The organism is Halorubrum rubrum (assembly GCF_024494685.1).
Lineage (GTDB): Archaea > Halobacteriota > Halobacteria > Halobacteriales > Haloferacaceae > Halorubrum > Halorubrum rubrum.
The window spans coordinates 48,873-61,315 of sequence record NZ_JANHDM010000015.1 but is presented as its reverse complement, the minus strand read 5'-3'; the positions used below and the strand labels follow the sequence as shown (position 1 = coordinate 61,315).

Sequence of the window (12,443 nt, the reverse complement as noted above, 5' to 3'; positions counted from 1 at the left end):
TCGACCGTTCCCTCGATCGCGCGTCTCACCGTTCCAGCCGCGTCCACGCGAGGTCGGCGACGATCCCGACGAGGAAGGCTATTCCGAGGTTCGTGACCAGCGCGAGGACGCCGATGCCGACCGACAGCGGGAGGTTCGAGGACTCCTCGACGGCGCTGCCGAGCGACACCGCGACGACCGCGAGCACCGCGCCGACCATCGAGACCGGGAACGCCGCGAGCAGCGCCGGCGTCGCGACGAGCGCGGCCCCGAGGTAGCCGACGCCGATCAGGACGTTCGCCCCGCCGGTCCGCGCGCCGAAGGCGTGTTTGCCCGCGACGCCGTCGCAGCCGTGACACATCGGGATCGCGCCCATGGGAACGGCAAGCAGGTTCGTCACGCCCATGCTCGTCGAGAGGTCGTCCGCGGAGACGTCGGCGTCGAACCGGTCGGCGAAGAGCAGCGAGGTCGCGAGCGCGGCGTTGCCGACCGTCATCGCGAGCTGGGCGAACGCTCCCTCCGCCGCGTTCCAGCCGACCGCGGACGCGAGGTCCGGCACTGGCGGAGCGCCCGGAAGCGTCGGCGTCGGCACCCCGGCGGTCCACGCCGCGATCGCGACGCAGGCGGCGACGACGGCGAGCCCGCCCGCCTCTCGCCGCCCGACGACGACGGCGAGTCCCGCTATCGCGAGCCCCGCGACCCCGAACAGCGGGTCCTCGAGCCCGATCCGGACGCCCGTTTCGAGCAGTACCAGCCCGACGGCGAACTGGATCCCGCGGATGACCGGATCGCCGATCCAGCGCTCCACGGCCGAGAGCGTCCCCGAGAGTCCGATCGCGAGCAGAACGACGGCCAGTGCGAGTCCGGCGAGCGCCAGCTCGGCGTAGGTGAGCGCCCCGGCGATGGCGAGCGCCGCGAGCGCCTTCATCGGCTCCACCGAGACCGGGAGCCCGTAGGCGACCCCCCAGAGGACCTGGAAGACGCCGAAGCCGACGAGCACGTGCGGGAGCGACACCTCGGTCAACAGCGCCAGCGCGACGATCAGCGGGATGACTGTAACCGAATCTCCTATCGCCCCGGTGAGCTCCCCGCGGTCGAACTCGAGCCGCGATCGGGTCGGTTGGTCGCCGAAATTCCCCATCCAGTCCCACGAAACCGGCAGACTGACTTGAGGCTTGTCGGTAACCGGCACGCATCACGATCCGACGAGGAGAAACCGTATGTGGTTATTTCACTCCGCGCGAGGTCACGTCAAGTCGGAACGGTTCGTCCCGTCCGTCGTCCGCCGCCCGCGCCGATACCGGTCGCGAAGCCCGAAGGCGAGCGCACCCAGTCCGAGCAGCAGCGCGAGGAGTTCGACGACCCCGCCGACGAGGGGGATCGCCCCGAGGATCGCGAACCCGAGGAGTCCGCCGACGAGCGCGATCCACCGGTTCTCGGCGCCCAGTCGTCGCGTGACCCACATCCCCACCGCGTATCGGCCGTACACGGCGGCGATCCAGACCGCGGCGACGTAGCCGGCGATCCCGAGCAGCGCGAGCGGGATCCCGACGATCGTGATCGTCATGAGGAGGAGCGCGAGCGGGACGGCGACGAGGGTCAAGAGCCCGATGCCGCCGCTCGCGAGCGGGTCGGCCTCGACGCGGGCGGCCACGTCGCGGGAGAACCGGGGGAACGCGAGGAGCAGCACCGCGCCGAGGACGAGGTTGGCCGCGAAGGCGTAGGCGGTGCCGAACCACGAGGGGGCGACGTCCATGCCGAACCCGACTCCGGCGTCGCCGCGGAGGCTCGCGTCCTCGACGACGCCGCCCGCGACGCTCGCGTCGGGGCTTCGCGTGAACTCCTCGGCGTCGTACCGGAACTCGCCGCCGACCTCCGCGTTCGGCCCGATGGCGACCGAGTCGCCGGCCGCGCGAACGTCGCCGCCGACCGTCCCGTCGACGACGATCGAGCCCGCGCCGACGTCGATGGACCCGTCGACTCGACCGGTGTCGGTCAGTTCGAAGGAACCGGTGCCGGTCCGGACGTCGCCCTCGACCGTTCCGTCGACGACAAGGGTGCCGGCGGCGGCGTCGACGTTCCCCTCGACGCGACCGGTCTCGGCGATCCGGATCGATCCGGCGGCGCCCGAGAGGTCGCCGGCGACGGTCCCGCGGACGACGACCGTCCCGGCGACGCTTTCGATCCCGTCGACCGTCTCCCCCTCGTCGACGACGATCGATCCGGAGGCGCCCTCGATCGACTGGGCCGCAGCGCCTCCCGTCGCGAGCGGGACCAGGAGACCGACGATCAGGAGGGTGACGACGATGCGACGACCGTAGCCACCGAGTGGAGGGACCATACGTGACGCATCTCATGGAGACTAACTATAATTTCCGATCTGATAGCTCTCGGCGATCAGAACGGCCACCAGGACCGGTCGGTCACGGTCCGCCGGAGCCGAGCGACGATCCCGGCGTCGGCCTCACGGTCGGCCTGCTCGGGCTCGCCGAGCGCCCACTCGGCCTTTTCGGCCGCCTCGCGGACGGCTCGGAACTCCCAGCCGACGGTGTCGGCGAGCCGGCGGTCCGCCGGTCCGGTCCCGACGAACACGTGTCGCGGGGTGTCCGTCGACTCGCCGATGTCGGCCAGCGTCCCCCACTTGTCCCAGTCGCGGAGCGCGTAGTCGTTCTCGAGATCGTGCCGGTCGAGGAACTGCTCGACCGCTCCCACGTCGTTGGCGACGATCCCGACGTGTGCGCTCCACCGGCGCGCGTCCGCGAACGCGGCGGTCGGATCCGCGAGCGACCGGGCGGCCGAGAGCGTGAAGACGAGCGTCATCTCGCCGTTCGGGTCGCCGCCACGGTCGACGTCCCCGCCGCGGTCGGCCGCGTCCCCCCGGTCGACGTCGTGTCCGTCGGTCTCGCGTCGATCGTCGTCGTCGGGAGTCATTCGTTCACTCGGGCCGGACCGGCAGCTCCACGCGCGTCGGGTGCTCGGCCCCGTGGTGGATCGTGTTCGTCGCGACGCGGTACTCGCGGTCGCCGTAGAGGTCGCCGCCCGTGTTGTGGTTGACGTCGTAGCGCGGGTAGTTCGACGAGGAGACGTCGAGCCGGATCCGGTGGCCCGGCTCGAACAGGTTCGCGGTGGGATACAGCTCGAGTTCGAACTCGTACACCTCGCCCGGCTCGAGGAGGTCCGGCTCACTCCGGTAGTTCCGGTAGCGGCCCCGGCAGATCGAGTCGGTGAGGTTGAGCGCGAACCCCGAGGGAAACTCCTCGCTCGCGGGGTACTCGTCGATCAGCTTCGCGGTGAAGTCGGTGTCCGGGCCGTCGGTCGACGCGTGGACGCGGACGCGGATCGGTCCCGCGATCTCGACGGCCTCCTCGAGCGGCGGCGTCCGGAAGACGAGTACGTCGCTTCGCTCCTCCAACGGACCGTAGGGGGGATCGGCCCCGAACGTCTCCGGGCGCGTCCGCTGGTCGTAGCCGCCGCGCCCCGTGATGCTCACCGTCGGCCGGTCCGCGAGCGGGAGGTCCTCGATCCGCTCCTCGCGCGGCTCGAACGTGTAGTACGACGAGCAGTTGCCGCCGAGCGTGGGAACCGGGTCCCGCGGGTCGAACTCGTAGGTCGTCGACGCGCCGACCGCCCTCGGCGGATCGGTCGCGAGCGTGCCGTCGCCGTGCGCGTAGTAGGCGGTGAACTCGGTGTCCGGGAGCGGCCAGTCGCTCCCCGCCCTCCACTCGCCGCCATGGCGGAGCTTTCCGTCCCCGGTCGCGGTGCCGTCGCCGGAGCCCATCCGGAAGTACTGGACTCGCGGTTCGTCCCACGTGTCCCGCCCCTTGAGGTAGCGATCGAAGAAGCGGAGCTTCGTTTGGAGGTAATCGCGCGTCATCGCGTCGCCGAAGGCGGTCTCGCCCGAGTACGGCTTCGTCCACGTCGACTGGCCGCCGTGGGTCCACGCGCCCATGAGCAGGAAGTGGTCGCTCTCCTTGCGGTCCGAGAGCGCCTTGAAGTTGTCGCAGGTCGCCTTCGCGTAGGAGTCGTACCACGACCCGGCGTAGACGGTCGGAACGTCGGCGCTCTCGTCGTAATGCGCCTCGAAGTTGACGCTCGGGTCCTCCCAGAACTCGTCGTCGCCGGGCGTCCGCGCGAAGTCGAAGACGTACTCCTCGTAGTTCGGGAGGTGCCGTAGCGGCGACTGGCCGGGGAGGACCGGCTCGTTCGCGAGCATGTCGCGCGTGTCGACGTCGGCGATCCGCCGCCGGAGGTCCTCGTCCGCGAGGACGCGCTTCGCGAACCCGCCGCCGATCGTCAGCGACCACGTGAGCCACCGCAGCTCGAAGGCCCCGTGGTGGCGCAGCGTCGCCTTCCACGCGTTCGCCGCGCCCTGGTTGACGAACATCGCCGCCAGCCCCCGCGGCCGCTGGGTCGCCAGCGCGTTCTGGACCCACGCCATGTAGGAGGTGCCCATCGTCCCGACCTGGCCGTCGCAGTACGGCCGGTCGGCGAGCCACTCGACCGTGTCCGCGCCGTCCTCCGCCTCGTTGACGAGGAGGTAGAACTCGCCGTCGCTCGCGTACCGGCCGCGAACGTCCTGGAGCGCGACGACGTAGCCGCGCTCGGCGTACCAGTTACCGGCCTGTTCGACGCGCTCTCTGGCGCGCTTGTCGTACGGCGTGCGGACGAGAAGCGCCGGCTTCGGTTCGTCGATCGGTTCGCCCGTCTCCGGGTCGGCCGGTCGGTAGACGTCCGTCGCGAGCGCGACGCCGTCGCGGGTCTCCACCGTCGCGTCGTGACGCACCGCAACCCCGTATTCGGGTGCTGATACCATACGTCACGCTATCGGAGCGGGATCTTGAACCTTGCCCCGACGCGACCGCGAGGAGGTACCACGGCCTCTCCACGAACCCAGCCCGCTGGTCGTGACGACGCGGTATCCCCACGGTGATTGTCCACTCCGAAATCGAGTATCCGGACCGTCTCGTTCGAGAGATACACCAGACGACACAAACCCGTACGCAACCGAGGACGACTATGATCGAGTCACTCCTCCGAATCGACGTCGTGCTCTTCGTTCTCATCGGCGTGCTCGGCGGCGCACACTGTATCGGGATGTGTGGGCCGTTGGTGACGATGTACTCGAAGCAAATGACGCCGCGGCCCGACGGCGGAACGGCGACGACCAACGACGGACGTGCCAGTCACCTCACGACCTACGAGGTTCGCCAGCACTTCCTGTTCAACGTCGGGCGGGCGACGACGTACGCGATCCTCGGGGCGCTCTTCGGCGTGCTCGGGAGCGTCGTGTTCGTTACCGCTGATCAACTGACACCGATCGCTGACCTCCTGCGGGGTACCGTCGGCCTCGCGGTGGGGGGGTTCATCGTACTGACGGGCGTTCGGTACGTGATCGGGGGAAGCGGAGGTGATATTCGAATACCCGGCGTCCAGCGCGTCACGTCGTGGCTCGCGACGAGAGTTCACCGGCACGTGAACAGCCCGAGTATCGTTGGTCTCGGCGCCGTTCATGCGTTTCTTCCCTGCCCGATGCTGTATCCCGCGTACCTGTTCGCGTTCGCGAGCGGTTCCCCGACCACCGGCGGAATCGCCCTCGGTGCGCTCGGTATCGGGACGATCCCGGCCGTCTTCCTCTACGGGACCGTTATCCAGTCGATCGACGTTGCCCACCGGCGTCGCGTCCATCGGCTGCTCGGCGTCGTGTTCGTCGTGCTGGGATACGTGTTGTTGGCGCACGGACTGATGGCGCTCGGCGTTCACATCCCGCACCCAATGTTCCCGCATTATCAGCCCCTCGGAGGCGCGATGGGGCACTGACCGGAAGCGGGGGTCCTTTCGCTCGCTTGGGACGAGAGACGGTCCGTAGATCCACACGGTCGATCAGGAGCTAGAAGCGTTTTACCCGCTGAAATCGTAACTATCACGTACACGATGGCGACCTCAGAAAACGAACCGAAAGACACGATGACCGTGTACCAAGAGCGGTTGGACGCACTCGACGCGACACTGGCATCGAAGATGGACCGGTGGAGCGTCCCGGCGTTGCGAGTCGCTGTCGGAGTGGTGTTCGTGTGGTTCGGCGCACTAAAGATACTCGGCGTCTCGCCGGCCGGTGACCTCGTCGCTTCGACGGTGTACATCCTTCCGCCCGAGTTTTTCGTCCCGGTGCTCGGCGTGTGGGAGGTGATCATCGGGATCTGTCTGCTCTATCCGCCGCTTACGCGTGCCGGATTGCTATTGCTGGCACTCCAGCTCCCGGGGACGTTCCTTCCGATGGTACTTCTCCCCGAGGTCGTCTATACCGCGTTCCCGTACGGGTTAACGGTCGAGGGACAGTACATCGTAAAGAACCTCGTGATCATCGCCGGCGCGCTCGTTCTCGGGAGTACGGTCAGAGACGGGTCTGCGTCCGTGTGAGTCCCCCGGTCGAGGGGGTTCGTTCCGAGCGACGGACTTCCGAGTCTGGCCCGACGAGGTCGAGGCGTTCTGTAGACGGTACAGCCCTCGGTGGCAGATCGTGTCCCGCTCACCAGCCGTATCGTCCACACGAGGTTCTGACAACGCTGTTACAGCGATTCTCCGGAGCCAACGAAATGATTTCACGAGCTCAGGCTGTGCCCGCCGTCGCATCCTCGGGGTAAACACGTATTTTACCGTCGAGCCAGCCACGCTGGAGCCCACCGAGTCCTGACCGAGGTACGAAGTCGGCGTACCTTCTCCGTAGCGTCGAGAACGGTGCTGTTCGACGACGAACTATCGGTTCGTGCCACCATCGATGGCGTCGAGATCGGGCTCGTCGAACTCGAGTGCGTCCGCGACGGCGTCGGGAAGCTCCGGGCGAGGGGCCGATTCGTGACGCTCGATTTTCTCGGTCTTCCGCGTGTTTTCGTAGAGAGCGCGTGCGACCGGGAGTCCACGGAGATACTTGTAGTCGTGAAGGACCTCGACGCCCCGCTCCGTGAACCCGTAGAACTGAGAGGGGAGATCACGTGTTCCCTCACTTGGTTCGTAGGTGTAGCGTTCGAGGAGCCCGGCGTCGATCAACGTCTCCAGCTGGTCTTTGATTGCTGCTTGGCTCTTCCCGGTCATATACTCGAGTTCGGCGAGCGACATCAGATGGGCTGGGTGGCCCAGCAGCTCCTGGATGATGAGATGGCGCGTATCCTGGGATAGCAGCTTGAACAGCCGCTGCTGTTCCGCGAACGGCCCTGTATCGGCCGCGCCAGTGTCGGTCTCGCTCATACGTGCCGGTACGAGGAGAGACGCAATAACAGTTAGGGCCAACCAAGTTGGTTAACTCAGAAAAAACCAAAGTGATTCGGAAGCGGTAAGGTGGTGTGGTTTGAATCGGCAGCTAATGGCCGACCCAAGCCCGCCGCCGGACGCTGGGGAGATCACGGCCGTTGTTCACGAGGCCGTCGGGGGTATCGAACTTGAGCCTGCCGAGAAACGGGAAATCTGGCGGTTCACTCGGCGCGAATTGCCGTATCTCTGGAGTCAGCGGACATCGTATCTCATCCTCGGAAGCTATCGCGACCCCTATATCCGCCGACTTCGCGCCGTCCAGAACGAACTCACGAAGCGGCTCGGTGCCTATCCGTTCATCATGGGTGATCTCCTCGAACTCCCGACTGACCGGCTCAATACGTTCGATATCATGTTCTCGTTGCTCGCGACATACAGCGACTACATCGTCGGGGTCTTCGAGAAGGAAAGTGGTGGTGAAGCACCGGAACTGGGCGAGATCGATGACCCACCGTATCTCGACAAGTCGTACGTGTTCCCGCGTGATTACGCGTGGGTGACTGACGAGAACCTTGACTCGAAACAACACGTCGTTCGGGCCGCTCTCGAGATCGCGTTCGCAGACGATCTGTCGGCGGATGACGTCAAAGCAAACGTCGAGTCGCTCGTTGATCGCGCCCAAGAAAGCGGTCTCGGCGTCGACGAACAGGAGGTTTGGGAGGTGATCGACGACCGGACAGACGAGGGCGAAGAGCCAACGACGTACAGCTGGGTCCATCTCAACAAGTTCCGCAAATTCGAACTCCACGAACGGTGCTTCCCGTGGACGACGGAGGACGAACTCCGAACCGTGGTTGACGAACTCCCGTCCCCGACACCCCGTCCGGAGTGGGAAGAGCGTGAGAACCAGTGAATTATCCTGCCGTTCCAATTTCCAGTAGCGAACCGGACGAAACGGGTACGCTGTTGAACGGCTGGGTCACGTCCGTCGCTACCATCCGCATTCGGCTCGGGCGGGGCGAGGGCGGGCGCTATGACGGTCGACCCACCACCAGCGGTCGCCGCTGCCCGTTCGGGTTCGTGAACGCCGTGACAGGAATTCTATGACCTCCTACTGATCTGTCGGCGACTGACCAGCCGTGGACGTGCCAACGACTACCGCGTGCGTGTCGGTGTCTCGGTCGTTGCGGCCGAGTACAGAAACTGGTTTATCGGTGTCGGCGGAACGGACGCCCATGATCGTACCCGGGTCGAGTTCGCAACTGCTCGCGGCCGCGCTCGCCGAGGAGACGGGTCGCCCGCTCGCGACGGCGACGTACGACCGCTTCCCGGACGGCGAGCGTCTCGCCGCCGTCCCGGAGTTCGACGGGGGGGAGGCGACCGTGGTCGCGACGACCGACTCCGACGAGGCGTGGGTCGAACTGCTCCAGCTACAGGACGCCGTCCGCGAGGCCGGCGCGGAGCGCGTGACGACCGCCATCCCGTACATGGGTTACGCCAGACAGGACCAGTCGTTCCGCGACGGCCAGCCCGTCTCCGCGCGGGCGATGGCACGGGCCGTCTCGACCGGCACCGACCGCGTGGTGCTCGTCAACCCCCACGAGCCGACCGTCGCCGACTTCTACGACGTGCCGGTCGAGACGGTCGACGCGGCGGGCGTCCTCGCGACCCCGCTCTCCGATCTGCGTGACCCGCTCTTTCTCGCGCCCGACGAGGGGGCGATCGGGATCGCCGAGACCGTCCGCGACGCGTACGGCAGCGGCGAGACGGACCACTTCGAGAAGCACCGCGACCGTGAGACGGGCGACGTCGAGGTCTCTCCATCCGACGCCTCCGTCGACGGGCGCGACGCCGTCGTCGTCGACGACATCGTCGCCACCGGGTCGACGATGAGCGAGGCGGTCGACGTGCTGGTAGACCGGGGGGCCGAGCGCGTCGTCGCCGCCTGCATCCACCCGATGCTGGCCGAGAACGCGGTGACGAGGCTGCGGGCCGCCGGCGTCGACCGGATCGTCGGCACCGACACGATCGAGCGCGGCTGTAGCGTCGTCAGCGTCGCGCCCGTGCTCGCGGAGGCGCTCGTTGCGGAGGAGGAGTGATGGATGGACGGCGATGGTATCACGTCGCCGAACTCCGCGACGGGGTCAAGCCGATCCCGATCGACGCGGATCCCCTCGCCGCGCTGCGGGAAGCGTGCGCCGACGTCGACGCGACCGTGGACGAACTGCGTGACGGGGCACGGGACGCGGTCCTGAACGAGGCCGGACGCTGAACGCACGGGAGACCTCCGAGGAGCGTTCCACGTCGCGGTTCGATCCGAGGAACGTCGACGAGGAGTAACGCTCCGCAACCACTAAACGGCGCTCGCGCCTCCCACCGGTAATGGCCGATTGGACCGAGCGGTACCGCCCGAGCACGCTCTCGGAGGTCCGCGGCAACGACAAGGCCCGCGACGCGTTCGCGCAGTGGGCGCGCTCGTGGGACGACCACCGCGAGGCCGTCATCCTCCACGGGAGCCCCGGCGTCGGGAAGACGAGCGCCGCACACGCCCTGGCGAACGACATGGGCTGGGAGACGGTGGAGCTGAACGCCTCCGACCAGCGCACCGCCGACGTGATAGAGCGGTTCGCCGGGCGCGCGGCCCGAAACGCCACCCTCGGCGGGAGCGCGGCCGGCGGCGGCGCGAGCGGCGGCGACACCGCCTCCAGACAGCTCGTGATCGTCGACGAGGCCGACAACATCCACGGCAACTACGATCGGGGTGGGGCATCCGCGATCACGAAGCTGGTCAAGGAGTCGGGCCAGCCCATCGTGCTCATCGCCAACGAGTTCTACGACATCTCCCGCGGGCTGCGGAACGCGTGTCAGGAGATCGAGTTCCGCGACGTCTCCGCGCGCTCCATCGTCCCCGTCCTGCGCGACGTCTGCCGAAAGGAGGGGATCGAGTTCGAGTCGGACGCGCTCCAGCGGATCGCCGAACGCAACCGCGGCGACCTTCGGGGGGCGATAAACGACCTCCAGGCCGCCTGCGAGGGTCGGTCCTCGATCGCGGTCGAGGACGTCGTCACCGCCGACCGCGACAAGGCGATGGGGATCTTCCCGTTCCTCGACGCGGTCCTCAAGGAGGAGTCGGCCGAGGAGTCGCTCCGGTCGGCGTACGCGGTCGACGAGACGCCCGACGACCTCACGAAGTGGATCGAGGACAACGTGCTCTCCGTGTACGACGCGGGGGAGGCGACGCGCGCGTACGACTTCCTCGCGAACGCGGACGTCTGGCTGGGGCGCGTGCGCGCCACGCAGAACTACACCTACTGGCGGTACGCCACCGACAACGCGGCCGCGGGCGTCGCCGCCGCCCGCGACGGAACCAAGGGCGGCTGGACCCGATACGGCCGGCCGCAGTTCTGGCCCTCCTCCGATTCGACCGCGGACGAGGTGGTCGGCCGGATCGCCGAGGCGAGCGGCTGTAGCGTCGCGACCGCTCGCCGGGAGGTCCTCCCGTTCCTCGCCGCGATCACCCACCACTGTAAGCCCCGCGAGCTCACCGTGGCGATGGCGGCCGCCTACGACCTCGACGAGGCCGGCGTGGCGTTCGTCACCGGCTCCGGGGAGTCGACGAACAAGGTGGAATCGATCGTCGAGGACGCACAGGAACGTCGCGAGGAGCGCATGGCCGACCACGCCGACGGCGCGTTCGCCGGCGGGACCGGGCGTGTACGCGATCCGTCCGACGCGAGCGACGATGCCGACCCCGACCCCGCGGGACGCGACGCCGGGGGCGACTCCGACGGGACGGCGGACGGCGACGGACCGGTCGACGGCGACGACGCCCACGGGGACGACGCCGGCGACGACGGCCAGTCGGGACTGAACGACTTCGTCTAGTCGGGACTGAGCGACTTCGTCCGGGCCGGGCACGTCGCGGCCCGCTCACTCGGTGGAGCGAGAATCCGCACCGCCGACCGTCGTTCCGCCCGCGGTCCCGTCGTCCGCGAACTCGTCCCCCGCGGCCTCGTCGCACGTGGTCTCTTCCGTCTCTCCGCGTGTTTCGACGCCGGCGAATTCGAAGCGGGCGCCGCCGTCGCGACCCTCGGTCGCGGAGACGGTCCACTCGTGTGCCTCGACGATCCGCTCGACGATCGCGAGTCCGAAGCCCGTCCCCTCCTCGGCGGTCGTGTGGCCGGGCTCGAACACCTCCTCGCGCTCTTCCGGCGGGATCCCCGGCCCGTCGTCGGCGACGTAGAACCCGTCGTCGGTTCGGCCGACGAAGACGCGCACGCCGTCGGAACCGACCTCACCGTCGTCGGCCGCGTCCGCGCCGACCGGCGTCGCGTCCTCGGCGAGTTCGGCGTCCGAGCCGTGTTCGATCGCGTTCCGAAACAGGTTCTCGAGGGCCTGTCGAAGCCGATCGTGGTCACAGTCGATCCGCGGAAGCGGCCCCTCGACGACCAGCTCCGCGTTCGGCGTCCGCCCGACCGTGGCCCACGCTCGGTCGACGACGACGCCGAGGTCGGTCTCGGCGGTCGACTCGACCGAGCGCCCCTCGCGGGCGAGAGAGAGGAGGTCCGAGATGAGTTCGTCCATCCGGTCCAACGCGTCGTGGGCGCGATCGATCCGTTCGATCGCGTCGCCGTCGCCGAACTCGCGAGCCAACTCGAGGTTGCCGACCGCGACCGAGAGCGGGTTCCGGAGGTCGTGGCTGACGACGCTCGCGAACTCCTCGAGCCGCTCTCGCTGCTGTTCGAGCCGACGCTGTCGCTCGATCCGATCGTACGCGGGGAGCAGGTAGCCGATCACGTCCCCCGCCTCGGTACGCCGGCCGTGTTCGTGGACCCAGGTGAGGTCGTCGTCCCGAACGATCCGGTAGGCGACGTCGGCGTCGCCGGTCGCGAGTTCCTCGCGGAGCCGGGCGCGGTCCTCCGGGTGGACGGCGTCGAGCCACGCCTCGTGTGAGCGGTCCGCGACCGGAAGCCTCGGGTCGCCGAGGGAGTCGAGTTCGAGCCGATCGGGATCACCGCCCGGTCGTCGATAGGCGACTCCCGGCCGCGGATCGGCTCTCGACGACATACGTGGGGGAATCGAGCGGGAACCGTCATAAATCTTATCTGAATAACATTTGTCTGACGGAGACATCAACTCCGTGAGACGGCGAATTAACGATACTGACGGTGAAATAACGGTGGAGACCGAATTAGGTGTACTCTCGTATCCGGAAACGG

The 12,443-nt window shown here is 68.0% G+C and carries 12 protein-coding genes; 6 read left to right on the top strand and 6 right to left on the bottom strand.

Going from position 1 to position 12,443, the window contains the following annotated elements; all coding sequences use genetic code 11:
• Positions 1–25 precede the first annotated feature (25 nt).
• From NO889_RS14930 to NO889_RS14915, 4 genes are all read right to left on the bottom strand, one after another.
• Positions 26–1,120: a putative sulfate/molybdate transporter gene (locus NO889_RS14930; RefSeq protein ID WP_256413025.1), complete on the bottom strand. Its 1,095-nt coding sequence runs from the start codon at positions 1,118–1,120 to the stop codon at positions 26–28.
• Between the two features lie 105 nt (positions 1,121–1,225).
• Positions 1,226–2,320 (bottom strand): bactofilin family protein, encoded by a 1,095-nt coding sequence (locus tag NO889_RS14925; RefSeq protein ID WP_256413024.1) that lies wholly within the window; start codon positions 2,318–2,320, stop codon positions 1,226–1,228.
• 56 nt (positions 2,321–2,376) lie between these two features.
• Positions 2,377–2,799, bottom strand: coding sequence for a DUF7124 domain-containing protein (locus NO889_RS14920; RefSeq protein ID WP_256413043.1), 423 nt, complete (start codon positions 2,797–2,799; stop codon positions 2,377–2,379).
• Positions 2,800–2,914: 115 nt separating this feature from the next.
• A complete protein-coding gene (locus NO889_RS14915; protein ID WP_256413023.1) occupies positions 2,915–4,792 on the bottom strand; it encodes a CocE/NonD family hydrolase in 1,878 nt (625 codons plus the stop codon).
• A gap of 203 nt (positions 4,793–4,995) precedes the next feature.
• Between NO889_RS14915 and NO889_RS14910 the strand changes: the two genes are divergently transcribed.
• On the top strand, positions 4,996–5,796 hold the full coding sequence (locus NO889_RS14910) for a sulfite exporter TauE/SafE family protein (RefSeq protein WP_256413022.1): 801 nt from the start codon (positions 4,996–4,998) through the stop codon (positions 5,794–5,796).
• Between the two features lie 114 nt (positions 5,797–5,910).
• Positions 5,911–6,396, top strand: a complete 486-nt coding sequence (locus tag NO889_RS14905; protein WP_256413021.1) for a DoxX family membrane protein — start codon at positions 5,911–5,913, stop codon at positions 6,394–6,396.
• Between the two features lie 336 nt (positions 6,397–6,732).
• Here the strand turns inward: NO889_RS14905 and NO889_RS14900 are convergent, their stop codons facing one another.
• A complete protein-coding gene (locus NO889_RS14900; protein WP_256413020.1) occupies positions 6,733–7,221 on the bottom strand; it encodes a winged helix-turn-helix domain-containing protein in 489 nt (162 codons plus the stop codon).
• A 115-nt stretch (positions 7,222–7,336) separates the two neighbouring features.
• On the opposite strand from NO889_RS14900, the gene NO889_RS14895 reads away from it, so the two are divergent.
• The 4 genes from NO889_RS14895 (at position 7,337) to NO889_RS14880 (ending at position 11,109) form a co-directional block, all read left to right on the top strand.
• Positions 7,337–8,137 carry a DUF8170 family protein gene (locus tag NO889_RS14895; RefSeq protein ID WP_256413019.1) on the top strand — a complete coding sequence of 267 codons (801 nt, stop codon included), beginning with the start codon at positions 7,337–7,339 and terminating at the stop codon, positions 8,135–8,137.
• A 322-nt stretch (positions 8,138–8,459) separates the two neighbouring features.
• Entirely contained in the window at positions 8,460–9,323 is an 864-nt protein-coding gene (gene prs, locus NO889_RS14890; RefSeq protein ID WP_256413018.1) for a ribose-phosphate diphosphokinase, read from the top strand.
• On the top strand, positions 9,323–9,496 hold the full coding sequence (locus NO889_RS14885; RefSeq protein ID WP_256413017.1) for a hypothetical protein: 174 nt from the start codon (positions 9,323–9,325) through the stop codon (positions 9,494–9,496). The genes prs and NO889_RS14885 overlap by 1 nt, the downstream gene beginning before the upstream one ends.
• A gap of 110 nt (positions 9,497–9,606) precedes the next feature.
• On the top strand, positions 9,607–11,109 hold the full coding sequence (locus NO889_RS14880; protein WP_256413016.1) for a replication factor C large subunit: 1,503 nt from the start codon (positions 9,607–9,609) through the stop codon (positions 11,107–11,109).
• 45 nt (positions 11,110–11,154) lie between these two features.
• On the opposite strand, the gene NO889_RS14875 is transcribed toward NO889_RS14880, so the two are convergent.
• A complete protein-coding gene (locus NO889_RS14875) occupies positions 11,155–12,291 on the bottom strand; it encodes a sensor histidine kinase (protein ID WP_256413015.1) in 1,137 nt (378 codons plus the stop codon).
• Positions 12,292–12,443: the final 152 nt, after the last annotated feature.

Coding starts and splice junctions, on each gene's coding strand:
- NO889_RS14880 (WP_256413016.1), top strand. CDS start 9,607: ATGGCCGATTGGACCGAGCGGTACCGCCCGAGCACGCTCTCGGAGGTC.
- NO889_RS14905 (WP_256413021.1), top strand. CDS start 5,911: ATGGCGACCTCAGAAAACGAACCGAAAGACACGATGACCGTGTACCAA.
- prs (WP_256413018.1), top strand. CDS start 8,460: ATGATCGTACCCGGGTCGAGTTCGCAACTGCTCGCGGCCGCGCTCGCC.
- NO889_RS14920 (WP_256413043.1), bottom strand. CDS start 2,799: ATGACGCTCGTCTTCACGCTCTCGGCCGCCCGGTCGCTCGCGGATCCG.
- NO889_RS14885 (WP_256413017.1), top strand. CDS start 9,323: ATGGATGGACGGCGATGGTATCACGTCGCCGAACTCCGCGACGGGGTC.
- NO889_RS14910 (WP_256413022.1), top strand. CDS start 4,996: ATGATCGAGTCACTCCTCCGAATCGACGTCGTGCTCTTCGTTCTCATC.
- NO889_RS14875 (WP_256413015.1), bottom strand. CDS start 12,291: ATGTCGTCGAGAGCCGATCCGCGGCCGGGAGTCGCCTATCGACGACCG.
- NO889_RS14925 (WP_256413024.1), bottom strand. CDS start 2,320: ATGGTCCCTCCACTCGGTGGCTACGGTCGTCGCATCGTCGTCACCCTC.
- NO889_RS14930 (WP_256413025.1), bottom strand. CDS start 1,120: ATGGGGAATTTCGGCGACCAACCGACCCGATCGCGGCTCGAGTTCGAC.
- NO889_RS14900 (WP_256413020.1), bottom strand. CDS start 7,221: ATGAGCGAGACCGACACTGGCGCGGCCGATACAGGGCCGTTCGCGGAA.
- NO889_RS14915 (WP_256413023.1), bottom strand. CDS start 4,792: ATGGTATCAGCACCCGAATACGGGGTTGCGGTGCGTCACGACGCGACG.
- NO889_RS14895 (WP_256413019.1), top strand. CDS start 7,337: ATGGCCGACCCAAGCCCGCCGCCGGACGCTGGGGAGATCACGGCCGTT.